Consider the following 22608-nt stretch of genomic DNA (forward strand, 5'->3'; position numbering starts at 1 on the left):
GATTCGCCTTAGTCTCGTGGGCTCGGAGATGTGTATAAGAGACAGATCGGAGGGCTCGGCGGGCAGCCCAAAGATAGTGAAATTGATCTCCATCCCTACTGGCTCGAACAAGCAAGCTGTCTGACATTGAAATTGTCCTTAGATTCAGATAGGCCTTCTTGATTATAACCCCTTACATTTTAAGTGACTATCTGCACGATGGAGTTGATGTGAAATAGAGCTGAGCGGCGTAAACGCTCCCGTCTTAATCGGCACGGATGACCATTTATCTACGTTTATCACGAAGAACTAAAATCATTCGCCCAAACCCCAAACCCATTTCACCGCTGCGGCCTAAGGGGCGCTACGCCCGTCTATGCAGTGTCAGTTTTTTCTCCCGTGTGACTTCCGTTCCCGTATCAGCTTCCGGTTAATCGTTTCCCAACACAACCCGTCCCACAAGGGTAAATGGCACGCATTCTGCGCCCTTGCTGGCCGGAACGATGCCGGGAAAGCGAACCGTCAGGCGATACGAAGACGAAAATCACACAACTGACGGAGAAAAAACATGGCCATTTCCCTGCATATCCAGACTAGCGGCCCTAACGCCGCAGCGGCGACCAGCGTATCCCCGCTGGAGCAGTCAGGCTCCTCAAAAACGAAATTTTCTCAAACCACCAGAACAGATATTTATCAGACCGTCACCGATAACATCATTGCAGCGCTTGAAGCCGGTGTAAAACCGTGGTTTTGCCCCTGGCAACGAGTGCAGGGCATGTCTGGGCTGCCTTCCAATTTCGCAACCGGTATCGCGTATAGCGGAATGAATATCATGCTGTTGTGGTGCAGTGCGTCAAAACAGGGTTTTGGTGATTCACGCTGGATGACCTACAAACAAGCACAGGCAGTAGGCGGGCAGGTTCGCAAAGGCGAACACGGCACAACAGCCATTTTCTATACAACCTTAGAGAAGGAAAACGAAGACGGCGAAATCGACCAGATCCCGATGCTGAAAACTTTCAACGTGTTTAACGTTCAGCAAATTGACGGCTTGCCTCTGACAACTGAAACAGTCAGCCCGGAAGCAATCTTTGACCCGTTGCCGGAGGCTGAAAATCTGTTCCAGAAGAGCGGCGCAAACATCATTGAGAAAGGACAAACCGCCTTTTTCCGCCCCTCAACTGATGAGGTCTGGTTACCCGAGCGTCATCTTTTCGCTGATGCTGCTAACTTTTACGCTACCGGCCTGCATGAGCTGGTTCACTGGAGTGGTGGTAAAAAACGACTTAACCGTGAAATGAAAGGGAAATTTGGCAGTGCAGATTATGCGGAGGAGGAATTAGTGGCGGAGCTGGGAAGTACTTTTCTGATGGCGGATTTGAGTATTATCGGAGAAGTGCAGCACGAAAGCTATATTGCCTCATGGCTTCAGGCGCTGAAAAACGACAAGCGCTATGTTTTCAAAGCGGCCAGCGCCGCCTCAAAAGCGCATCGTTACTTGATGGGTAAGATTTGAGTCGGAGATGATAAGCCGCAAAGGAATGCGGCTTTAACCTTATATCGGGTAGGGAGGTGACAGATGTTTAAATTTCCCTGCGAATTTTCTGGACATAATATGCCCGGAAAATTCGCAGGCTGCGGGTGCGGGCGGCAAAGAGCCCGCGCATCCCGCAAACGGCGTTTGTACATCGGTGATTGCTGTAAACGACGGTTCAGGTATGACGACTGACTGTGAGGTTTGCAGGACTGAACGCTAGCAGAGCCTGTTTTTGGTGTTGTGATAAGTGTATTATGCCGTGTAATACGCACGTATTTCATACAGGAGAGAAACCATGATCGCGAAACAACGTAACACGCAGAGCGTGACCATGACAGTAGAGCGTGCCTTACTGGCAAGAGCGCGTGAAGCGGGCATTAATCTGAGTGCTACCCTAACGACCGCCCTGGATACAGAGCTTCGCTATCATGAAGCGAAAAAATGGCAGGAAGAAAACAGGGAGGCTCTCGCAGCACTAAATCGTTTTCATGATGAGCAGGGGGGTTTCAGCGATGAATACAGGACGTTTTAACCATGCAATTCACTGTATACGGTAATACCGGGAAAAGTGTCGTTTACCCGCTGTTGCTCGATGTCACGAGCGATATTATTGGGCAATTGAATCGTCGGATAGTGATCCCATTGCTCCCGATTGAAAAGTATCCGGCGGGCCGCCGGCCGGAGCGCCTTGTCCCCGTCATCAGGCTGACGGACGGCAAAGAATACGCCGTAATGACCCACGAACTGGCAAGTATCCCTGTCCAGGCCCTAGGGGCAGTGTTTTGTGATGCTTCGCAGTACCGTACTCAGGTAAAGGCCGCCATCGATTTCCTCATTGACGGCATTTAGTCATGGCTGTCGGGAGCCTGTTCCAGTTCGTCGATAGTGCGGAACAGAAACATCTGGCGTCAAACGGAACCGGAATACCGTTTCTTGCCACGGTGCTGATACTGTCAAACAGTCTAACCAGATCGCTGCTGTTAGCATCCAGAAAATTAGCCCACCATTGCAGCATCAGACGACGCTGTTCAAGGTGCTTGGTGACTTTACTCTCTGTCCGCTCCTTGCCAGGAGCGGACGTTGGCTTGAAGCGTCATTTTCTGTGATGCTCGCCAAAAGTAGCGGAGCTATAAAAAAACACTCTAGTCGGTATAATCTCTTTCATGTTTTTCTTTTCGGTATCTAACACCATGAGCATGTCAGCATTACAACCGCAGATAGTTAAAGCAATGAAACCAAAACATGGAAAGGATTGGATGTTAGTCCGTGGAGACACGGTTTTCGTCCGCTTTTTAGCTCAAAATGATGATGGTAATTCTTTTGAAGTGCAGATACCGACGAGGCCCGAAGAGAGATTTCGCACAGGGGGTGGTTTGACTATCGGATACAAGCTGCCAGTAGACCAGAAGCTCCTGTTTTCGGTCGCTGAGACGTTAACCCAAGAAAATCATCTTCAACCTGAGAATAAAGTAGACCGCTTTCAGAATAATTGCATCTCCATGTTTTCCATTACTATAGATCACGGCAAAACTATACAAGATGAGGTCAACGAGGAATGGGTCACTCGCTTCTTTGAGCTCTTCGATGCTCATGGGATTTCGACGAATATTGTCGAACCTGGCATGGTCGATATTTATTCTGACCTATGTGTTGAGGATGGCGAAGACGTTTATCTGAGTGATGGTATGTACATGCGCCCGAACGAGACAATTTACGAACGTTGATAATGTAGGTGCGAAAGCATAAATCAATTCCCGGTTGATAGCCGGGATATCACTTAACCATATCCGACAATTAGTCCAAGTAGCCCCACTTCTTCAGGCGACTTTTCGTATTCATGACCACTCTATGAGTTAGTTCGCCGCCACGCTCTGGACTTATTTCCTCTGCTTTCAGACGATCTGCTATTTCCTTCTCTCTTTATGCATAGACAAAAGTCCGCTCCGTGCCAGAAGCGGACATTGCCAACGTTATGACCCGTTAGGATATCTTCGATTACATAAAAGAGCCCTATAGCCGAAACCTGCACCATAGCCATCTCTGTAGAATTCGTCCTATGGGCTTTTAACAGACCTAGTTGTATGGTTCGGAAGGAAATATTAAAGCTCAAGGCGTCAGTCCAACTATAGGGCAGGATCGTCTACCGGTGTGGGGTCAGTCCAACTATAGGGCAGAATCGTCTACCGGAGCGGGGTCAGTCCAAACTTTGAATTTGAGCATAAATTGCAGTCGTACAGGTTTTGTACTACGGGTTAACTTGTTAAGATATTTTTATCATTTAAATATCTTGGAAGTTTTCACATGGTCAATTTTAAAAAACATCTCGCTGGTAGGGTGGCGCAAAAACCAACCGATCCGGTAGCTCTTTACGATACCCTTGATCGTCAGCATGATAAGGGGCCTCTGCGTCCAGCCCAAGAGGCGATACTTAAAGCTTGGCATCAGGATCAGGCGAAATTACGTGACGTTATCGTCAAACTCCACACCGGGCAAGGTAAGACGTTAATTGGGTTACTCATGCTACAATCTCGTCTAAACGCAGGAAATTCACCGGTTGTCTATCTCTGCCCAGACCATTTTTTGATCAATCAAACTTGTGAACAAGCTAAACAATTTGGAATCAGAACTTGTACTAGCGAAGGCGAACTTCCCGAAGAATTCATCAATGGAGATCGAATTCTGGTTACTTCCGCAAGCAAGCTTTTTAATGGGATGACAAAATTCGGACTACATAACCAATCTATCTTGCTTGATACTGTTCTGATGGACGATGCACATGCATGTTCTGACCGCATCCGTGAACAATGCCGAATTCGCATTCCAAGAGAAGAACCAGCTTACAGTAGGCTTTTGTCATTATTTCGAGCCGAACTTGAGCAACAAGGAATCGGTACTTTTGCTGAGATTGAAAATGAGAAAAGGGAAGCTTTCCTTCCTGTCCCTTATTGGAGTTGGATTAACCATGAAAGTGAAGTAGCTTCAATTCTTGCACAAAATGCTGATCGTAAATCCATAAAATTCGCGTGGCCTTTACTGAAAGACATGCTCAAGCATTGCCAATGTATTGTCTCCGGTTTGGCAATCGAGATCGAACCCTATGTTGCACCACTAGACACTTTCGGCTCTTATTTTAAGGCAAAACACCGAATCTTTATGTCTGCAACGGTGACAGATGATGCTTTTCTTGTCAAAGGTCTACAGCTTTCAGCCAAAACAATTTCACAACCGTTGACCTACGCTAAAGAAACGTGGTCAGGTGAAAAGATGATCCTCTTACCCTCCATTATCCATGAAAATCTCAATCGCGAGCAAATGGTTAAATGGCTAGCAACTCCAAGTGATAATCGAAAATTCGGTCGAGTAGGCCTGACTCCAAGCGCGGCACGTTCAAAAGATTGGAAATCTTATGGAGCAGTCATCACTGACAAGGACAATGTTGACGATGCTATTGCTAAACTTCTTCTAGGTGGCTACAAAGAGACCATCGTATTAGTTAACCGATATGACGGTATTGACCTGCCCGACTCAGCCTGCAGAATCTTGATGTTTGATTCCAAACCTTTCTCTGAAAGCTTAATAGATCTTTATGCCGAGCGGGTAAGACCTAATTCTAAAGCAACACTTACTAAGACAATGCGTACAATTGAACAGGGTATGGGACGAAGTGTTCGTGGCGAGAAAGACTATTCCGTTATCGTTGTCGTAGGGTCTGAACTTGTGCGTACCCTTCGAGATGCGACCTCCCGTCAGTATCTTTCGCCCCAGTTTGCCAAACAGATTGAGATAGGAATTGAACTTGGAAAAATGGCTAAGCAGGAAATAGCTGAGGGCGAGAACCCAACCAATGCATTCAATGGACTAATCAAACAGTGCCTGACCCGTGATGATGACTGGAAAGCTTATTACGCCGAGCAAATGAGTGATGTCACACCAGTTGGTGCTAATAAAGATATCCTCAATATCTATGAAGCTGAACTTCAGGCTGAGAAAGCTTATATGGCAGGGGATTATGTTGGCGCTGCAAAAATCCTGCAAAATCTTCTTGACAGTGGTAGCGTGGACGCCAATGACAAAGCCTGGTATCTCCAGGAGCGGGCTCGCTACTTATACAACTCAGCAAGAGCGGATTCTCAAACTCAGCAAAAAAATGCTCATAAAAATAACATGTTACTCCTTAAGCCTGCAACTGGAGTAACGGTCACCAAACTAACATTACGTAGTCAGGGGCGAGTTGAAAGAATTCAGAAGTGGATCAAAAACTTCGATAATTACAGCGAGCTAGATGTCGCAGTTTCGGATATTTTGGAGCGACTGGTATTCGGTGTTAAAGCTGACAAATTTGAGCAAGCTCTGAATGAATTAAGCTTTGCACTCGGATTTATTGGTGAGCGTCCCGATATGGAATGGAAGGAAGGTCCTGACAACCTATGGGCTCTTGACGATAAGAACTATCTTCTCATCGAATGTAAGAGTGAGGTCGATGTTACCCGCTCAGAGGTGAACAAACGAGAAGCTGAGCAAATGAATCGCTCATGCGCTTGGTTTGACAAGCATTATCCTGGCCTAGATGCTAAACGGATAATTATCCATCCGTCTGGTAAGATCCAGAGTGCTGCCGCATTTACCCATGAGGTCGAGGGTATGCGTGAAATTAATCTCAAAAACTTCGTTCAATCGTGCCGTATGTTCTTCAAAGCTTTTGAAGGGTTGAATTTTAAGGATCTTTCAGACGAACATACTCAAAAACTTATTGATCTGTACGATCTGTCTGTACCTAAAATTTTATCCAGCTACTCCAAGAAACTTAAAGACATTAAATAGTGGCACTAAACAGCACCTCACAAATTAAACGGTATTGTAGCACAAGTATTATTACTACTTTTTAAGTTCAGCTAGGGCTCAGTGTGGTACTGAGCCCCTACGACCTTGCCTGAAAGATCAATGAGTCAAAATGTAGCTAGGTTCCTAGCATTGTATCAATTGTGATTGACTACTCATTTGTCATAAGTATATGTCAACTTCCGCTCTTCGCTCTTAGCTGACCATGAGATTTGGCAACGCCAGATACAGCTTATGAATATTGCCTCGGCTCCAGTTGTCGCAGCTCGTCGAGAGTATAAATGCGAAAAACATTGCGGTGACGTGCTTCCAGCGGTATGTGCTGATGGTTGATGATTACGTGCTTGATGCTGCTAAACAGCAGTTCAAGGGCGCGTTTTTTCTGTAGGTCCGGTACGATATAAAAGACGTAAATCCAGTGCTTTTTTGTCCGGGCCAGCAAATGGCTGGCGATGATTGACTGATAGCGGGCTTTGGTCTTCAGGCGGCGCTCGGTTTCTACTGCGATGACCTGTCCGTCAGGGAGTGTGATGAGTCCATCCGGACGGTGTTTGACCTGATACTGGCTGAGGAACGTTGAGCGATCGCCGTTTATCCACTCGGATGCGCCTTTTTTCTCCAGAATCAGCCTAGCCACCTGATTATCAAGGTGGTGCTCCAGCGTCCAACCGGTGATTTTTGAAGGCTCAAATCGTGCCGGGAAAAGCACATCGTCGGGGGTTAACACAACGGCCAGTCCGTCGCTGGTTATGCCCCACAATGACATTTTCATTGTCCGTGATTCAAATACATACTTTTGTATTAACCCCATTCGCTCAGTTTTTGTCAGCAGCGTATACAGCGATTTATGATCCCTGAAGCCAAACAGCAGCATCAGTGTTTTAAAGTCGCTGTAGGTTTCTTCCTTCAGGAAATTCAGCAGCCTTTTTATCTTCTCGCTGTTGCGAGTGGTGCGCTCGCTATGCGTGGCGATAAGCATGAAACCTCCTAAAAATTGAGCAAGGACGGTGTTTCGTCATCATCAGATCTCGGCTTTGCTGATTTACTTTCCTCTTCAAAGAAAATGTCTGGCCGGGTTGCCGTGACAGTGGGAAGCTCTTCTTCCTCGTCGAAGTCCAGCGCAATTTTTATCGGTGCTGCGGACGCGGAAATATCCGGAGACACGGAATAGATCTCCAGCTCACGTTTTTGTACCTTGATGGGGGAAATTAGTGAGGCTGAGGGAAGTGTTCTCGTCGTAAAGATAAAGCTGACAAAATCGGGCAGGTTCAGGATCATATTGCTGTCGATAAAGAAACGCTCGGCCTGTCTGATAGTACGTTCACCGTCGATGGTTTCCGTCAGTACGGCATCAGTTTTCGCTTTGCGGATTTCATCATCTACTAAGATGGTGCCGGACATTCTCGCCACCCATTCCGCCGTATCCGGGTCCATAACGCGGTAAACTAGCTTGAATTTAGCGTTTTCAACGACCGCACCGACAACAGCATCGCCTTTTAAATCTGCCGGGCAGTCTTTCAAATCGGCGACGGACTGATGCGCCATAATAATATGCACGCCTTTATCTCGTGCCGCGCCTAGCCCTTCCAGAGCCGGTTTTGACAGATGGTATTTTAATTCGTCGAGAAAGATGGCTATGGGGCGGGGCGTTTCTTTTACCCGGTCGCGCCGTTCTGCTAACTGGTACAGACGTACCAGCAGCATACGCTGTGCAGTAATGATTTTGCTGTTGCGCATTGAGCCGATGACATAGCAGCAGCCACCTTCATCAAAAACCGATTGGAGTGAAAATCCTGTCGGCGCGTTGATGACATTGAGCAACGCCAGCTCTTCAATCTTGCCGAAAAAAGCTTTAATATCTTCCGCGATGCCCTGAACATATTCGCCGTTATAAATATCGCGGATAGTAGAAGAGGGATGACGGCTGACAAATTGTGCCGCCATACGTGCCGCTTTTCGGTCGTCGATACGATAAAAATCGGATTCCTGACCTTTTTCCGCCAAGCTGAATCCCGCAACAAACAATTCCTCCAGTTCGTCAGGCGTAATATTTTTAATCAGATTTAATTGGTATTGCGGTTTTCGCAGGTCAATTAAGGCAAAGGGTTTGCCTGCATCCTCGCAGGCCTTGCGATAAAGATGCGTCGCCCATTCATCATCCTTTGGGTCCATAATAAATACACCTTCACCCGCCAGGATACTTTGGTAAAGCAATATACCGGTTGCGACACCTTTACCGGCTCCGGTGGTTCCAATAATATCCGCGTGTTGTTTTTGCCAGTCTTTTAACGGGAGGTACATCGGCTGTTGCTCTCTGTCCATCCCGATAAAAATGTCTTTGCTCAGTTCGATATAATCCAGCGGGTTATAATGCAGCGTTTCCGGCAGCAGAGATTTCACCGTGCGTACATCGGTGCGTAATTCTCGTTCAAGACTGCTCTTTTTGATGAGACGTTTTTTTATTTTATCCAGTTCAGGCGTTAATGTTCGGCGCAGAGCAATATGGAAAATAAACCCTGCCACGGTAAATATAATTAATATTGACCAGTCCAGAATGGGAGTGCGGGTAAGTATCCGATCGCTATAAAGCCACTGAAAAATGCTAATAAGTAAGGGTCTCATTATGCCAAAAAGAAAACACAGCAGTGAAAAAATAATAATCAGCTTTTTCCATAGCGGGGCTTTCTGCCGTTCATCGCTTTTCATTGAGACAAGAAACGGCAGGGTCAGGCCCGATAGTAGCGCCAGCATCAATTGATGCTGTTGTATAACATCAATAAAGGCCAGCGCACCATTTACTATCGGTGACAGTGAAACGGCAAGCTTATTTAAAATCATGATGCCTCCTTTGTCCGCGACTCGCCCCAACGTATCGCCCCATCAATTCGCCCCACGGTGTTGGGCGAAAAGGCGGGGCGAACGTCTGGGGCGAAGAAGGTGACCGCTCTGCGGCCATGTGTCGGAAAGCATGCTTCCCTGCACGAAACAGCGTGCGCCAGTTCATGCGGGCTGGACGCCCTTATTACCTGTCACATGGGGGTAATGTCGCGGCTGGACGCCGCGCCAAAACCCCCAAGGTCAAAGGCGGCACACCGTCGCCCGCTACGCGCGACCAACCCCTTTGAGACGCCGTTTTTCGCCTATTTTTTCTTTTGTCCGTTCCGGCCAAGCGAAAAAATGGGAAAACGCCTTCAAAGCGGTTGGTCGCGCCACGCTACCGGCTTTTGGCCGGAGACTTAGCGGCGACGGTGTGCGGGGCAAGCCCCCCAAATAAACCGCTATCGTGGGCGATAGCTTTTCGCTCGCTGGGGCGGCGAAATTTATTCGGCTCCCCCCAGTCTGCAAAATCCGCGTGGGCGCGGCTGTTTGCAGATGGGTTCGGCGACGCAAATTAGCAATTTCTTTGAAATTGAATTTACTTGCCTTACGCCACTTTTAAATTTCTGCTATTCGCATAAATTTAAAAGCCTAAAACCGTCACGATCGGTGCCGATTTTTCTATCCCGATTTGACAAGGGGAATGGTAATAATCCAGATGTTGTTATTACCGTTTTTCTTTGAATTCAATGACGCACGCGACCAAATTTATTAATTATCTGGTCGATGATTTTCGGGGCGGCTGATTTGCATTCGAGTAATAAGGCTTTTCGGGCGTCGGCGGTACGGTTGGGGTGAAATCCGTGTCTGTTCTTTTTCACAACCTTAAAGAAGGAACGTTCAGCAGACTGACATTCATTTCCTCCGCCATTACCGGTTGTTTTACCGTACAGACATAAAACCATCTCGCAGGCATCAGCGGCCATTACGGAAGAGGGTAGTAGTAAACTCATGCAGAAAAGGCACACGGTGAATAGGATCGTTTTCATATCAAATACCTTTATTGAGAATGAGTGGGCTTTAACTGTTCGTCTATCTGAATGATTTCTTCATTTGATGAAGGTGTATCGGTTTGAAATAAATATCCCCCATCCGGCGAATATCGCCGTGAATATCTACGCTGACGATGATATCTACGCATTTAAGCACCTTGCGTAACAACACATCGAACGGGATGTTTTTACAGTCGGGATTTTCATAACAGCGGTCAATGATCCCTTCAATACACTCTTCCGGGCTGCCTGCGTGCAGGGAGGTGATAAGACCTTCATGCCCAGAGCCGATAATTTTCAGCGCGTCCCATGCCTCCCGCCCACGAATTTCCGCCAGCAGAATCCGATCCGGATTCATACGGTAATTGGCCCGAATTAATCGACCGGGGGTGATAATCGCCTCGTCTCCGGCATCTGCCGGGTAAAACAGATGCACATAATTAGTGTGGTGGTAAAACCGGATTTCGGGATTATCTTCAATCGTGGTTAGCCTGAGATGTGACGGAATATAGTGCAGCAACGTCTTCATATAGGTGGTTTTACCGGAGCCAGTTTCACCCACAATAAAGAGGGTTTTGCCGTACTCGACGGCCTTTTCGATAAAGTGGGGAATATCACCATTTTTATAGCATCGGGTCAGTTCATCATCTTTGCTTTCATTTCTCTCCTTACCGGCTATCCGGTTATAAAACCCGGCCTCAATCCAGGACTGATGCGTTTTCTGCGCAAATGACGGGTTTCGCAGCGTAATAGATACGGTATTCCGCTCGCAGGCTGGAGGGATAATGGTCTGGACACGTTCACCTGATCCTAATGTGGCGGAAAGAATAGGGGAGGTATCATCGATATTGTCTTCATTCCATGAGGCCAATGCTTTGGCAAAAGCATGGCATTGACGCAATGTAATCGAGGAATTATGCTTCTGCCATCGACCATTTATTTTGGTGTGGATCTCTCCGGGGCGGTTAATGGCGATTTCCGTCAGGCCTGCCAGTGGCAGAAATTCACCAAATAACTGATTTTTTATAAAATCCAGCGACAGGTTTTCAGCGCTCATACCACCTCTTTTTTAGACGCAGTTGATAAACGGAAGAGAAATCGATATCCGTACCGGTCATGATCCCGATCACATCGCCCTGATTGAGGTACATCGTGGGCGGGATATTGATGCTGTTTTCTAACGCCGTTTTCGCCATTTCTGACGCAGCAGCGCGGGTGTTTTCGGTGTAATCAGTATTGCGGTCTTTCCCCGGTGCTGAATCTGATGCGGCGGCGGCCACGTCCTGTACGGTGCTCAACATCAACGCATTGCCGAACCGTTCCCAGAAATGGGTATCAATCCAGCCGCTAATCCCGGCCTCACCCAACGGGCCGGTGGCTTCGGTATCAATCAGCGTGATTTGCAGGCTACCGGGTTCGGGTGTGCGTAATTCCGTCCAGATGACTAACATTCGGCTCCGGCCATGTTGCAGCGCCCCGGTGCGGTAGAACCCTCTGGCGACTGTTCCGGCAGGGAGCAATTTCACGTAATGGTTGGCGCTGTAGACATCTTCACCGATAAGGCACGAAATATGACCGCCCACATCAGAGACAAAACGCCGCATCATTGAGCACGGAATATAACGATCAACCGGAAGGTAAAGATTGGGATCGAGACCCAGTCGCCTAACACTGGTCACCTTTGCCGCACCGGGATTGTCGTCGTTAGCCTCTGTGCCAGATGTGTCTTTGCTCTGATTGCGTTGTGTACCGGAAGAGGCAGTTTGTGAAGCCTGAGTATTACCGCGTTGTGTGGACTCAGCGGCACTACTTGATCCATCGACCAGTGCCGCCGCTTTATTTAAAGCGGGTGGCTCTGACGGTGGTGCCGTCTGTATTGGGTGATTATCTGTTGCGGTTTCCTGTTTGTCCTGACCGAACAGGCCGAACGGATTGTTGTCCATACCGAGGTTTTTACGCTCATGTTGCCCCGTACTGGCTGATGGTGGTGCTGGGGTTTCAACCGACTTATCATCGCGTTGCTTTAATGCGACAAGGAAGCGATCTCCACCCAATGCCAGTGCAATCAGGGTGCCCAGACTCAGCAGGCTGACCAGCAGCGTCCGGCGGCTGGAGGCCTTTTTGAAGCGGGTCACTTCAGGTTGGCCGGGAGATGTGTTTTGCTCTGGTGCCTGACTCGCCATCGCTGAACGGGCGCGTTCACGGGCTTCAGCTTCCAGCTCCGCCACGGTTTTTTCCGTTGTCTCTGGGTTTGCTTTATCAGTCATTTAGCCTCCAGCGTAACGACAGGTGAAACGGTGTCACCGCTGCCAACGATGGCGTTGCCGAATGACGTATTCTCAATCCCGACTACCGCGCTGCCGTAGCGCAACACTAGATGTGGTGACATTGCCCGCACGACGACCACGGTATAGTTTCCGTGTTTGGCTATGCGGGGGGTTACGGTCTGTTCCTGCCCGTTCACGACCCGAAAGAGAGACGGAAGGATTTTGACGGGAGAAAAACCCAGATAGATAAAGTGGCCATCATCGTAAGTAAAATCCGGTGCTATGGAGGCTGAACCCGCCGCGACCCGCTTGGTATAAAGCCAGTTACGCTGTGTGGTAGCCTGCTCAAATGCTGTCGTTATCCGCTGCTTTTCCTGTGTTTCACGCAGGAGCTTCAGACGCGCTGCGCTGGCTGCGTCTGCTTGCCTGCGCTCGTCATCCGGATAGCGAAAACGGATAATAAAGGCCTGCGAAGGCGAGTCATTCTCCAGTACGTTCAGTTCCAGACTGTAATCGCGCTTTGATGTTACGACAAAGAGATTGGTTCTCCACTCGCTCGCCGTTGGTAGAAACACCTTATTGACGTTGTTGCCGGTGTCATCGGTCACCGGCTGGGTAATAGGATTTGGGCTGACACCGACCCGGTTATCGCTTTTTGTGACTTTCCAGCCCTTCGGAAACCCCGCCTGCGCGTCGATGACTTCTTCATCGTCATCAAACAGGAGAGTGGTGAGGTAGCCGGGGCGGGTGTTGACGATAGTCGCATTTTGGCTGTTATAGGTGACATGCTGCATTCGGCTGTCATACGTACTGCGGCTCGGTATCGCCGCGCTCCAGGCTGTGGATGACATCAGAAGGAGCCACAAAATCACTGTTTTTTTCAGCATCATTCTCCCCTCAGTTCTTTATCGCGTTGGTAACTGGTTACGATGAACCCCAGCGGATTAACTTCTCGTTGGCTGTCGGTCAGTTGTTTGCGGGGGAGGTAGCGATAAGTCAGACGGATGTTCCAGACATCTGTTTTAACCGAGTTATCGACAATGCGGCGGATAGTCCGTTTAATGCGTAAATTCGCCAGATGGTCAGGATCTGTCGCGGTCGCGTGAACGTTGGAAATAATGTCGATAGACACAACATATTCCGCTTTATTGAAAATGACATCGGGTGCCTGATTGCTGTTGAACCCGTCGAGATAATCCCGATTCACACTGTCGCTGTTGAATAACTGCACATCGTCGTAATCGCGCTGAAGAGCAAAATAGTTATACCCCTCGCGGAGCCTGACGTAATGCGCTGCTAACGCCTGAGCCAGTGCTTTTTCAGTAGAAATATTCTGCTCTTTAATCCGGGTCATATATTCATAGCGCCCGGTCTGTTTATCCACCGACCATAATTCGATTTCGGTGGTCTTCAGCGGCAGCAGAATAATCAATGCGGTGATCGCCATAGCGGCCAAAGCAAACCCTATGGCCGCTATTCGCCACGCCAGCTTTTTTTCCCGCTCATCCTTTTCCAGCAGGACAGATTCAAAGGTACGGGATGACGCAATGATGTTTTCTGTTTCAGACATGCTTTGTCAGCTCCTGAATAATCGCGGGAGAATTAACCGGTTGAGGATCGCCAGATACTGGCGTCAAATCGTGCTGACGCTGTGTGCAGCCCGTGAGGACGCACAGCATCAGAAAGACGAGGCTGGATTTCATATTGATTCCTGTGTTTGTCGAAGACAGAAATGCCATACCGATGGCGGTTGCCACGGCACGGGGTGGAGAGACTGCGTTAGAAGGGGATTAGCGGTTACGCTGTTGGTTGAAACGCTTCATGCTGTCGATAGAAGCCGCACGTTTTTGCCATACGGAGAGGGCTTTGCTGGTGCCTGCGGCGATAAGTGTACCTGCTGCAGTAGCGGCGCTGACGCTCCCTTTTGCTGCTAACCGGGCACCCGCCGCACCGGCTTTCATAGCTGGTTTCGCCGCGTCAGAAGACGGTTTTGTCAGCCCACGTAGACCGCCCATAGCGGCACCCTGTAGCGCGACCTGAACGGCGACGCCGCCTAATGCGTTAGCGATTTTTGCTGAAAACCAGATAATGACGCCAGAAATAATACCTGCAACGCAGCACTGAACGCCCAGCGTGATGATATTAGCGCTATCTGCAAAATTAACCGCTTTATCTAATAGCCCATTAAGATAGTTGATGACAATCCTGATAGATAACGCGGAAAACATAATCGTCAGGATCACCGTGAAGATAATTTTAAGCCAGTTGTTAAACATCGGAATAAGGAATCCATACAGCAGGCAGAAAATAAATAACGGTGCGGTGGTGGTCATTAATACAATGATTATTCCGGCTAACAGGTTAACCGCCGAACCAAATAGCAAAGTGACGATTGCGCCTCCCCAGACCAGAAGTTGGGCAATACCGCCGTTGAGTTTTACATAGGTGGAATCATCCTGTTGATAAAGCTTTTGTCCTATCGTTTGCGCTTTCGCCCAGACGGTATCCAGTAACACCCAGACATTGTCATCACCGCTGACGCCGTCGGTTAATCCGTTAATAGCCGAAATGGTTAAATCCAGCCATCCATCGAGATTTAAAACGAATGTCATGATTAATAGCATTCGCCCGACATCCCATATGACATCTTCTACAGGCGTTTGAAGTTTTCCAGACAGGGTTTGATAACCCCGATAAGTGACAAATAACGTGAAGGAGCTGACGGCGATAACACTTACCATATCGCCGTACACGGAGGTTTGTCCCCGCAGTACGGCATGTAAACCGTCAGTGATCGTGTTGTTCATTCCAACAAACATACCACCTGACATAGATGACCCCTTTAATTCAAATCGGGAACCTTGGCATTTTCCTGACGGAGTTCAAATCGCGCTTCTCGCGCATTTTTGCAATCCTGGGAGTCATCACCAGATGATTCACACGCCTTATATCTCTGACTCATTTCATCCGGATGTTCTTTGTACCACTGCGTTGATTTCGGGTTGTCGCACCCCGCCAGAAATAATGAGCCTAAAATAATCGGAAAAATGCAAAGTGACGTTTTCATTCTTACCCTCTCAATGATTAAAGTCAGGAATAGGGGAGACGAGTTGCTGTTCATTGAATGCTTTTTGCCGCTGTTGAGTCAACATCACGGATCGCAGTTCAGCCTGCTTAACTGACATTTCCCATTGGCTGGTTAATGCGTTCAATTGTACGCTTTTGGCTGCCACCGCGTTAGCCAGGTCCTGTGACTCTTTCGAGTCTTTGGCGTTGACTATGCGGTCGGATAAGTTTGATATATCGTTTAATGTGCTATTAATCCGGTTTTGAACCTCGCTGGTATTCTCAATCGATACCGCCTGATTGAGGACAAGCTGTTTGCAACTTTCAAGATAATGTTGCGATGAATTGGACTGATTACAAATATCAAACGATTGATATTTGCTATATAAGCGTTGAAGGTCAGAAGAGTAATAACCGCTTGGGTTGGTCAGCAGATCATCCAGTGAAATACCATTTTTACTGAGGTGTTCGATATCGTTTTTCAGGTTTTTTGCCTCGCGGAGAAACCCCTGAATATCCCGTATGCCTGTTGCGGTCGCTAATTGCTGCTTATAAGCATCAAGCTCACTTTTATAGTGAGTGACCGTTTCCTGCCATTGCTGGAGTTTCTGCACCCATTGGTTAATTGACTCGGTATTACTGGCGGCATCAAACACCGGAATACCGGCGCTGAGTGCGGGTGTGGAAACCAATAGCGATAACGCAAGAAAGACGTTTCTGGTTTGCATGGTGATAACCTCCGGGGTGAATATCAGATAGCGTGATTAAGGAACGTTGCTTTCCAGTCGGTGGGTGACATACCTTCCTGATAAATGACATCAAATATTTTCAGGTTGTCTTCGCTGCCGCTCAGGATTTTGGTGATGTTCCCGAGGCCCGATAAATCCATTCTTGCCATGGCGACAAACGGGCGAGTTTCACCAGCACGCAGTGGTGTTTTCAGGACGACCATATAGTGCTCGCTTGGATCAAGATTACGAACCATGTCGTAAACGCTTTCCGGGACTTTCATTTTCTCCACGTAATCCGTATGGTTGGCCTTGGGATTAGCGAGAAAAATTTGGGTACTGCACTGCTCAATAATCGCCGGAGCGATGTGGTGCCTGACGATTTCATCGGGCGATTGAGTGGCGGGAATAAAAATGCCGTTCAGCTTGCGGATCACCTTGAGCATATTGAGGGAGAATTTAGAAAACTCGACATCAGCCAGCCATTTCCAGAATTCATCCATGAACATCACCAGTCGGCGACCATCCAACAGGCTGGTGACGCGATAGAGCAGGTAGAAGGTGATCGGCCCACGTATGTCGTCATCATCCAGGAATTCCGTACCGTCGATACCAAAGTTATCAATATTGCTGATGTTGAATGTGTCCTCCTCGTTATCGAACACCCAGCCGAATTCACCGCCCTGCGCCCACTGTTTCAGTCGTATACGCAGGCCGTTAGTCCGGGCCTCTTTGGTCGGTGGTTCGGGCAACACTTCCAGCAATCGGGTAATACCATAACGACGATATTCCGGCGGGTAGTCCAGCATAATGGTGTCCACCGCACTGCTTATACGCTCTTCATCGCGGGGATCGAGTGGCTTACCGTCACGACGGCACAGCATCCGGATCAATCGCTTGATAAAACTGATGTTCCGTCGAGTAGGCGCAAGTGAAAACGGGTTGAATCCGGTAGGGATACCGGTCCGGATACGGAAGTAGCGACCGCCCATTTGGCGGATAGACATTTCCGCTGCTCTGTCTTTATCAAAGTAAACGGTGGTCAGCCGTTTGACGGTAGCAGAGGCGGCAAATGTCGCCGGATTGCGGTACTTCTGCATCAACTGTTTCGTCATCGTCATCAGCAGGGTCTTTCCTGAACCGGTTTTACCGATGATGGCAGTATTCCCCGGCGTTTTCTCATTGAAGTCATTCCGTCCTGCCTGACTGTCATGCAAGTTCAGATAGTAACCGCCGCCACCGGGAGATTTCAGGATGGCGATAGCATCACCCCACGGATTGCCGTTACGCTTGTGAGGATGAAAGTTATGCAGACTCCCCATATCCGCGTAATTCTGGCTACTGACCACCACCAGACGGGGGCGTAACGTATACACGCCGGGAAGTTGAGCCAGATAAGAGGCAGGTAACGACAGCGTAGACAGGGATGTCATTATGCCAAGATCGTTAAAAGGCTGAGCCAGCGCATTGGTGTCCTTGACTACCTGATCGGCGCTGGCGGACGAAACCAGTAGCGAGAAGTGATACTTGCCGCAAGACACATGCCCGGACTGGAGCAGATCGCGTAAGACGATCAATTCCTCACACTGTGAAATGGCGTCATCGTCGGTTGCATTCAGCCGTTTTTCCGCCAATCGGATATGATTTTGCGCTTCATCCCGTGCCATACAGGTAAAAGACTGCGTCAGCACATACTCGCTTTCGGCATACAGCAGCGCATCCAACAGGCCAGTGTAGGTCTCCGGTGAGTAGTCTTTAATTTCCAGACTGCGGAAGAAGCGGGAGCCGCCGACCGTCTGACATTCGGCGGTATCGGTAGTGAAGAACACATCCGGCGTGCTGAGTGTGTGATAAAACGGTGTGAGTGTCACCGCCACGTTCTGCCATTTACCTGTAATCAGCCGATGATAGAAAGCCAGTTGTGAGGTGTAAGCCCGACCTTTTTCCTCATAAAGGCCCAAGGGTGTTGCCACATAACGCGACAGGGCGGTGTGGATGGCTTCATGGTGCTCCAGCATCCTTTTAAGTGCATCATCCAGCGCCGCTTTCCTTTTTCCGGCGGTCTGCGTCTTCATGATTTTTTTCTCCAGTGTGGAGAACGGGGCATAACAGACGGTAAAAAAAAGTCGGTGCCGCCAGAGCGGTTTCTCTTTTAGTGGCTGGTAATAGCGTTTAGTGACCTCATCTGAAAAGGGAATGCCCGAACTGGCATCAAAGCCATCCTGATATTTCTCTCGCATGCGGTGAATATAGAAGGTGATCGGTAGCCCTTCATACGAGCGGATCAGGTTGTTAAGGTGGCTTGCCAGCAATGTCAGATGATGCTCGTCCTCACATTCAAACACAGTACCGTCCAACTCCCAGGTAGCGACTAAATCACCGGCGCGATTTCTTATGATGTGAGGGTGAATGTGGGAGGAGTAAGGAATGTATTTATCCAGCGTGGTGCGCTCGTTTAATTTCATCTTAGCGGTAAACTCCGAAATATCGACGGCGTCATAGTGGCTTGCCAGCACGGCACGAGCACCGAAATGGCGATCCGTGGCAAATCGCCCACGGGTTTTAAAGGCCAGCCACAGCAGTCCGAAATAATGAATATCCGTTCGGGCCTTTGCTTTCATTTCCAACCAGGCAGGGATTAATAACAAGGCAAGGTAATAGCTTGTGTAAACCGACAGCAGGACAATAGCCCCGCTGACGATCACGAACGGGACGAGAGGGATGCCCATAATGGCGGCAGGGCGGGTCAGCGCTTTGTTCAGGGTAGTCATCGTTTCCCCCTAGGATGCCCAATAGGCACCAAAGCCCGATGCGCCGACAATCAGGATGGCTCCGATAATGACGTTGCGCATGTCATGCAAACTTTTACCGTCGAACAGCACCTTGTAACCCACCCACATGGTTGCCAACGTGATCGTGACGGCGGCCAACCCGAGCAAACCAGTGGACGTATTACTCAGCGTATCGTTGGCTTTATTAAATCCGCTCCCGGCTGCCAGCGTTTGGGTCGATATCAATAGGGAAGAAAATGCAGGCCAGTATTTACGTTTTTGCATAGTCATTGCTCCTCACTAAATACAGGTAGGGATACATCGCCGCGAAGGATGGTGTTGGGATAGTGCAGGGAGGTTAAAACCGGTATGGGTTTATCGGTAAGTTCACCGCATAGGACGGTGGTCGGATAATGAACATCTGATGTGGATTGGCTGGTGGTGCTGCGCTTGAGATCTTCCCGCGTAGACGGAACCGCATAGCCAATACGCTGGATATAACTGGTTTGGTTAAAGGCAGATTCTGGCTGCTGACCCGTATCGAAATTGCCGGAATAGTAACAACTGAGTGCTCTTTTCAGCGTGCCGCCTCGCTGGTAGCAATCGGTGAGGATATGCTCAAAAACGGACAGATTGGTGCAGGGGTCTAATAAGTCATGGGCCGTCACGCCGTAATGCCGGAAATTGGTGCTGGTGATTTGCATCAATCCAACCGAATAACGGCGACCTTTTGCGACTACCTGCTTGATGATGTTGATGGCAGTTTGCTTGCTAGTGGGTTGGTGAGAAATGACGCCTACGCTGCCGGGCGTTCTCTCTTCCTTTGGCACAATTTCAGCGACGGCGTAAGGATTAAAGCTGGATTCTACCTTCGCTACATCAAACGCGGTGGATGGGTGAATCGTGGCGGCACACTGCATGGCCGCCGCCAGAAAGGCAGTGGGGGAGAGCATGGTTGCCTCGGTAACAAGTCGAGCCACACGTAGCTATCAGACTATGGTGGCAAGGAAAGGAGAGGGAGTGTTAATCGTGCTGAGGAGTCTGTGGTGTATCGCTATCGTCTTTTGGCTCAAGGAGTACCAGCTTACCAGAGACAGCAATGCCGGGTGTCAGTACGATGTTCAATCCGGGTTTGCCGTTATGAGCGAATGCCACGCCGACTTTTGTCCAGTAGGTGTTTTTCTCTCGGCTTGAGTCGGGTTGGCTTTCCTGCGTGACAAATACGTGATAGGTAGGTTTTCTCATGCTATTTCCTTTAATAGAAAGTCATAGTGAATTAACTCAATCGATCACATCCCGATTCTGCATTCCGGTTTCAACGGTCAGCGAGAACATTCAGCGGCACCCTGAATTGTGGTTGTGTGACAGCCCGACTCATATTATTAAAGAGCAATACTCGGCCCGGACGATATAAACGTCCATAAAGCTCGCCAGTAGAAGGTGACGCGATTAGCGTGCGATATTGGCGATAGGATGAAAATGATAAAGTCAAAAAGGGAATGAGAGAGAAAATATATAGCGTAATAATTATTTGAGTTTATTGATCATATTGGTTTGGATTTGATCTGACATTTTGGCTCTTGAACACCCACTATCACTGGAACAAATTGGCAGATGGGCTGGCTGAAATTGGTTGCTTTTCCAACCATACCAAACCGAAGCGCCTTCTAAGTGCCATTTGCAGAAATTTAATTTTTACTGAGAAGTTGCCAACCATGGTGTGAATCATCCCAGTTGTTTTGGGGGGCAATTCGGGTTATAACCTTATTTTCCGAACTAGCGTTTGGGACACCTCGCTTCAATTTGCTGAAATATGACATGTTACTTTTGTGGCACTAAAAGACAGATATCATGATAGAAAGGATGCTCCTCGATTTAACATTGCCGCCATCCTTTTGATTAATACGTTAGCACTCATTAAACATTTGTAAGCAGACAAGTAGGAGTTCACATGACTGTTCTAGGCATTAATTTAGAAAAAAATGGATTTCGTTACTGCGTTTTGGATGGGAGCAAAGATTCCCCCAGAATTGTTCATTATGAAAAAATACACACAAACAATTTCCCTAACACCCAACTCCTAATGAATTGGTACGAGACAAGTTTTCAAAATCTAATAACAAGGTTTTCTCCAAAAAATATCGGAATTAAAGTTTCTTTGAATGCAAAAAAAGATGAAATAGCGCCTTGGTATTACCCATTGGGAGTCTTGCACAATATTGCCCATCAAAATAACATTAGTACGTTTGAGTTCGTTTCCGGAAATTTTACAGCTTCGAAGTTTGGCATGGATAAGTCGATCAACATTTACGACCACATTGATCAATACTTCGGAATTTTTCAACCTAAGTGGGATAAAAACCAGAAATATGCATTGCTTTCCGCATGGATGATTTTGAAATGAATCTTGGTCAAATCGGAAAGTATGAACTACTAAGACACTTGGGAAACGGTGCGTTTGGTGACGTATTCTTGGCACATGACCATGCGCTTAATACTCAAAAGGCAATAAAGGTGCTCAATGCGCCAGACGCTGATGATGTAATGAAAAAACTTGAAGAAGCCCAGATTCTTCATAAGTGTATGCACAAAAATATCGTCAGAATAAATGAGGCTAATGTTTTTAAAATAAACTCAAGTTCGCATGTTGTGATAGATATGGAGTATTTGCCTAGAGGCAGTTTTGAAGATGCTATAAAAGCCAATAGCGTATCTATTCACTCGACGATTAGACTAATTATTGATTGTTTGTTTGCATTAGAGCATGCCCATATAAATGGAATTCTTCATCGCGATGTTAAGCCAGCTAATATTATGCTTTGCGATTTCGGAGCGAAACTCTCCGATTTTGGCTTGGCTACAGTTCTTGGTCTTCAGGCTGCAGGATCCCCTAGAGGATATACAACACACTTACCGAAAGAGTATTTTATATATAGGAATACCACTGTGTTGACAGATATATATGCTGTCGGCGTCACATTATTTAGAGCATGCAACTACATTTCCGACTGGGACGGTACCATCAGAAAGCTCTCTAACCCAGAAGGGCTTATTCGGTCTGGACAACTTATTAGTGCATTGGGGTTCGCCCCTTTTATACCGCAAAAGCTAAAAAGAATTATTAACAAAGCCTGCGCCCCTGATCCTATCCAGAGATATCAGAGTGCATCAGAATTTAGACAAGCGTTGGAGAGATTATCTCCTCAAGTTGATTGGGCTCCAGCTGATCAGAACTCATTCCGTGGGACTTGCATTCAAAGCGGAGTCACATTTTCGATTACGTTAGTTCCGACTAAGACAGCCTTTAATGTAGAGGTAAAGAGAAACGAAAGGAAGCAAACTCAGGATTGCACTAGTTTCAATGACCTAAATTCTGCATATAAGTATTTATACGATTATGTATCTTCTACTTTATTTAGATAGCAATAAAAGTGCTAAATAGCTTGGCATAATAGCGCTACACTTGCTGAAGGCAGACATCCTGCCAGCATTGGCCTTGGGTTATGAGAAGTGAAGTATCAATGCGAAAAGTTATTTAGAAAATGGTTAAAA

Annotated in this window: 22 protein-coding genes and 1 pseudogene; 7 read left to right on the forward strand and 16 right to left on the reverse strand. The window is 47.8% G+C overall.

Annotated elements, in window-relative coordinates; translation table 11 throughout:
• Window positions 1-547: 547 nt before the first annotated feature.
• The 3 genes from Q7O77_RS03160 (at window position 548) to Q7O77_RS03170 (ending at window position 2365) form a co-directional block, all read left to right on the forward strand.
• Window positions 548-1495: an ArdC family protein gene (locus Q7O77_RS03160; RefSeq protein WP_304163489.1), complete on the forward strand. Its 948-nt coding sequence runs from the start codon at window positions 548-550 to the stop codon at window positions 1493-1495.
• 316 nt (window positions 1496-1811) lie between these two features.
• Complete coding sequence (locus Q7O77_RS03165) at window positions 1812-2048, forward strand: type II toxin-antitoxin system CcdA family antitoxin (RefSeq protein WP_304163491.1); 237 nt, start codon at window positions 1812-1814, stop codon at window positions 2046-2048.
• 2 nt (window positions 2049-2050) lie between these two features.
• Window positions 2051-2365, forward strand: a complete 315-nt coding sequence (locus tag Q7O77_RS03170; protein ID WP_304163492.1) for a CcdB family protein — start codon at window positions 2051-2053, stop codon at window positions 2363-2365.
• 103 nt (window positions 2366-2468) lie between these two features.
• Here Q7O77_RS03170 and Q7O77_RS03175 read toward each other — a convergent pair.
• A pseudogene (locus tag Q7O77_RS03175) lies at window positions 2469-2555 on the reverse strand (mobilization protein mobC); the annotation flags it as partial.
• A gap of 157 nt (window positions 2556-2712) precedes the next feature.
• Here Q7O77_RS03175 and Q7O77_RS03180 point away from each other — a divergent pair.
• Both Q7O77_RS03180 and Q7O77_RS03185 read left to right on the forward strand, forming a co-directional pair.
• Complete coding sequence (locus Q7O77_RS03180) at window positions 2713-3240, forward strand: hypothetical protein (protein ID WP_304163494.1); 528 nt, start codon at window positions 2713-2715, stop codon at window positions 3238-3240.
• 577 nt (window positions 3241-3817) lie between these two features.
• Window positions 3818-6337, forward strand: coding sequence for a DEAD/DEAH box helicase (locus Q7O77_RS03185; RefSeq protein ID WP_304163496.1), 2520 nt, complete (start codon window positions 3818-3820; stop codon window positions 6335-6337).
• A gap of 250 nt (window positions 6338-6587) precedes the next feature.
• Here Q7O77_RS03185 and mobC read toward each other — a convergent pair whose 3' ends face one another.
• The 15 genes from mobC to Q7O77_RS03260 form a co-directional block, all read right to left on the reverse strand.
• Complete coding sequence (gene mobC, locus Q7O77_RS03190) at window positions 6588-7334, reverse strand: MobC family replication-relaxation protein (protein ID WP_304163498.1); 747 nt, start codon at window positions 7332-7334, stop codon at window positions 6588-6590.
• Between the two features lie 8 nt (window positions 7335-7342).
• Window positions 7343-9193 (reverse strand): type IV secretory system conjugative DNA transfer family protein, encoded by a 1851-nt coding sequence (locus Q7O77_RS03195; RefSeq protein WP_304163499.1) that lies wholly within the window; start codon window positions 9191-9193, stop codon window positions 7343-7345.
• A gap of 725 nt (window positions 9194-9918) precedes the next feature.
• Window positions 9919-10221: a TrbM/KikA/MpfK family conjugal transfer protein gene (locus Q7O77_RS03200; protein ID WP_085689717.1), complete on the reverse strand. Its 303-nt coding sequence runs from the start codon at window positions 10219-10221 to the stop codon at window positions 9919-9921.
• Window positions 10222-10264: 43 nt separating this feature from the next.
• Complete coding sequence (gene virB11, locus Q7O77_RS03205) at window positions 10265-11281, reverse strand: P-type DNA transfer ATPase VirB11 (RefSeq protein ID WP_304163503.1); 1017 nt, start codon at window positions 11279-11281, stop codon at window positions 10265-10267.
• The gene (virB10, locus tag Q7O77_RS03210; protein ID WP_304163505.1) at window positions 11271-12491 is read right to left on the reverse strand and encodes a VirB10/TraB/TrbI family type IV secretion system protein; all 1221 of its coding nucleotides are present in this window, start codon (window positions 12489-12491) and stop codon (window positions 11271-11273) included. The genes virB11 and virB10 overlap by 11 nt, the downstream gene beginning before the upstream one ends.
• Window positions 12488-13381: a P-type conjugative transfer protein VirB9 gene (virB9, locus tag Q7O77_RS03215; RefSeq protein ID WP_304163507.1), complete on the reverse strand. Its 894-nt coding sequence runs from the start codon at window positions 13379-13381 to the stop codon at window positions 12488-12490. Before virB9 ends, virB10 begins: the two co-directional genes overlap by 4 nt.
• Window positions 13378-14061: a virB8 family protein gene (locus Q7O77_RS03220; protein ID WP_304163509.1), complete on the reverse strand. Its 684-nt coding sequence runs from the start codon at window positions 14059-14061 to the stop codon at window positions 13378-13380. Before Q7O77_RS03220 ends, virB9 begins: the two co-directional genes overlap by 4 nt.
• Entirely contained in the window at window positions 14054-14194 is a 141-nt protein-coding gene (locus Q7O77_RS03225) for a hypothetical protein (RefSeq protein WP_304163511.1), read from the reverse strand. The genes Q7O77_RS03220 and Q7O77_RS03225 overlap by 8 nt, the downstream gene beginning before the upstream one ends.
• 87 nt (window positions 14195-14281) lie before the next feature.
• Window positions 14282-15322, reverse strand: coding sequence for a type IV secretion system protein (locus tag Q7O77_RS03230; RefSeq protein ID WP_304163513.1), 1041 nt, complete (start codon window positions 15320-15322; stop codon window positions 14282-14284).
• Between the two features lie 11 nt (window positions 15323-15333).
• Window positions 15334-15558 carry an EexN family lipoprotein gene (locus Q7O77_RS03235; protein WP_116227001.1) on the reverse strand — a complete coding sequence of 75 codons (225 nt, stop codon included), beginning with the start codon at window positions 15556-15558 and terminating at the stop codon, window positions 15334-15336.
• Between the two features lie 10 nt (window positions 15559-15568).
• Complete coding sequence (locus tag Q7O77_RS03240) at window positions 15569-16285, reverse strand: type IV secretion system protein (protein WP_304163516.1); 717 nt, start codon at window positions 16283-16285, stop codon at window positions 15569-15571.
• A gap of 23 nt (window positions 16286-16308) precedes the next feature.
• Window positions 16309-19056 carry a VirB3 family type IV secretion system protein gene (locus Q7O77_RS03245; protein ID WP_304163518.1) on the reverse strand — a complete coding sequence of 916 codons (2748 nt, stop codon included), beginning with the start codon at window positions 19054-19056 and terminating at the stop codon, window positions 16309-16311.
• Between the two features lie 9 nt (window positions 19057-19065).
• Window positions 19066-19347 (reverse strand): TrbC/VirB2 family protein, encoded by a 282-nt coding sequence (locus Q7O77_RS03250; RefSeq protein WP_107332632.1) that lies wholly within the window; start codon window positions 19345-19347, stop codon window positions 19066-19068.
• Window positions 19344-20009 (reverse strand): lytic transglycosylase domain-containing protein, encoded by a 666-nt coding sequence (locus Q7O77_RS03255; RefSeq protein ID WP_304163526.1) that lies wholly within the window; start codon window positions 20007-20009, stop codon window positions 19344-19346. The genes Q7O77_RS03250 and Q7O77_RS03255 overlap by 4 nt, the downstream gene beginning before the upstream one ends.
• 70 nt (window positions 20010-20079) lie before the next feature.
• The gene (locus Q7O77_RS03260) at window positions 20080-20301 is read right to left on the reverse strand and encodes a hypothetical protein (protein ID WP_304163528.1); all 222 of its coding nucleotides are present in this window, start codon (window positions 20299-20301) and stop codon (window positions 20080-20082) included.
• 706 nt (window positions 20302-21007) lie between these two features.
• Here Q7O77_RS03260 and Q7O77_RS03265 point away from each other — a divergent pair.
• Both Q7O77_RS03265 and Q7O77_RS03270 read left to right on the forward strand, forming a co-directional pair.
• Window positions 21008-21460: a hypothetical protein gene (locus tag Q7O77_RS03265; protein WP_205562790.1), complete on the forward strand. Its 453-nt coding sequence runs from the start codon at window positions 21008-21010 to the stop codon at window positions 21458-21460.
• Entirely contained in the window at window positions 21442-22479 is a 1038-nt protein-coding gene (locus Q7O77_RS03270) for a serine/threonine-protein kinase (protein WP_304163531.1), read from the forward strand. Before Q7O77_RS03265 ends, Q7O77_RS03270 begins: the two co-directional genes overlap by 19 nt.
• The last annotated feature ends 129 nt before the right edge of the window (window positions 22480-22608 follow it).

The sequence above is a fragment of the Lonsdalea britannica genome (assembly GCF_946477055.1).
In the GTDB taxonomy this organism is placed as follows: domain Bacteria; phylum Pseudomonadota; class Gammaproteobacteria; order Enterobacterales; family Enterobacteriaceae; genus Lonsdalea; species Lonsdalea britannica_A.

What these genes read in the sequence shown, in the direction of transcription:
- Q7O77_RS03255 (WP_304163526.1), bottom strand. Translation starts at nt 20,009, where the DNA reads ATGCTCTCCCCCACTGCCTTTCTGGCGGCGGCCATGCAGTGTGCCGCC.
- Q7O77_RS03220 (WP_304163509.1), bottom strand. Translation starts at nt 14,061, where the DNA reads ATGTCTGAAACAGAAAACATCATTGCGTCATCCCGTACCTTTGAATCT.
- virB11 (WP_304163503.1), bottom strand. Translation starts at nt 11,281, where the DNA reads ATGAGCGCTGAAAACCTGTCGCTGGATTTTATAAAAAATCAGTTATTT.
- Q7O77_RS03170 (WP_304163492.1), top strand. Translation starts at nt 2,051, where the DNA reads ATGCAATTCACTGTATACGGTAATACCGGGAAAAGTGTCGTTTACCCG.
- mobC (WP_304163498.1), bottom strand. Translation starts at nt 7,334, where the DNA reads ATGCTTATCGCCACGCATAGCGAGCGCACCACTCGCAACAGCGAGAAG.
- Q7O77_RS03225 (WP_304163511.1), bottom strand. Translation starts at nt 14,194, where the DNA reads ATGAAATCCAGCCTCGTCTTTCTGATGCTGTGCGTCCTCACGGGCTGC.
- virB10 (WP_304163505.1), bottom strand. Translation starts at nt 12,491, where the DNA reads ATGACTGATAAAGCAAACCCAGAGACAACGGAAAAAACCGTGGCGGAG.
- Q7O77_RS03165 (WP_304163491.1), top strand. Translation starts at nt 1,812, where the DNA reads ATGATCGCGAAACAACGTAACACGCAGAGCGTGACCATGACAGTAGAG.
- Q7O77_RS03195 (WP_304163499.1), bottom strand. Translation starts at nt 9,193, where the DNA reads ATGATTTTAAATAAGCTTGCCGTTTCACTGTCACCGATAGTAAATGGT.
- Q7O77_RS03240 (WP_304163516.1), bottom strand. Translation starts at nt 16,285, where the DNA reads ATGCAAACCAGAAACGTCTTTCTTGCGTTATCGCTATTGGTTTCCACA.
- Q7O77_RS03235 (WP_116227001.1), bottom strand. Translation starts at nt 15,558, where the DNA reads ATGAAAACGTCACTTTGCATTTTTCCGATTATTTTAGGCTCATTATTT.
- Q7O77_RS03250 (WP_107332632.1), bottom strand. Translation starts at nt 19,347, where the DNA reads ATGACTATGCAAAAACGTAAATACTGGCCTGCATTTTCTTCCCTATTG.
- Q7O77_RS03270 (WP_304163531.1), top strand. Translation starts at nt 21,442, where the DNA reads ATGGATGATTTTGAAATGAATCTTGGTCAAATCGGAAAGTATGAACTA.
- Q7O77_RS03200 (WP_085689717.1), bottom strand. Translation starts at nt 10,221, where the DNA reads ATGAAAACGATCCTATTCACCGTGTGCCTTTTCTGCATGAGTTTACTA.
- Q7O77_RS03185 (WP_304163496.1), top strand. Translation starts at nt 3,818, where the DNA reads ATGGTCAATTTTAAAAAACATCTCGCTGGTAGGGTGGCGCAAAAACCA.
- Q7O77_RS03245 (WP_304163518.1), bottom strand. Translation starts at nt 19,056, where the DNA reads ATGACTACCCTGAACAAAGCGCTGACCCGCCCTGCCGCCATTATGGGC.
- Q7O77_RS03265 (WP_205562790.1), top strand. Translation starts at nt 21,008, where the DNA reads ATGACTGTTCTAGGCATTAATTTAGAAAAAAATGGATTTCGTTACTGC.
- Q7O77_RS03160 (WP_304163489.1), top strand. Translation starts at nt 548, where the DNA reads ATGGCCATTTCCCTGCATATCCAGACTAGCGGCCCTAACGCCGCAGCG.
- Q7O77_RS03260 (WP_304163528.1), bottom strand. Translation starts at nt 20,301, where the DNA reads ATGAGAAAACCTACCTATCACGTATTTGTCACGCAGGAAAGCCAACCC.
- Q7O77_RS03180 (WP_304163494.1), top strand. Translation starts at nt 2,713, where the DNA reads ATGTCAGCATTACAACCGCAGATAGTTAAAGCAATGAAACCAAAACAT.
- virB9 (WP_304163507.1), bottom strand. Translation starts at nt 13,381, where the DNA reads ATGATGCTGAAAAAAACAGTGATTTTGTGGCTCCTTCTGATGTCATCC.
- Q7O77_RS03230 (WP_304163513.1), bottom strand. Translation starts at nt 15,322, where the DNA reads ATGTCAGGTGGTATGTTTGTTGGAATGAACAACACGATCACTGACGGT.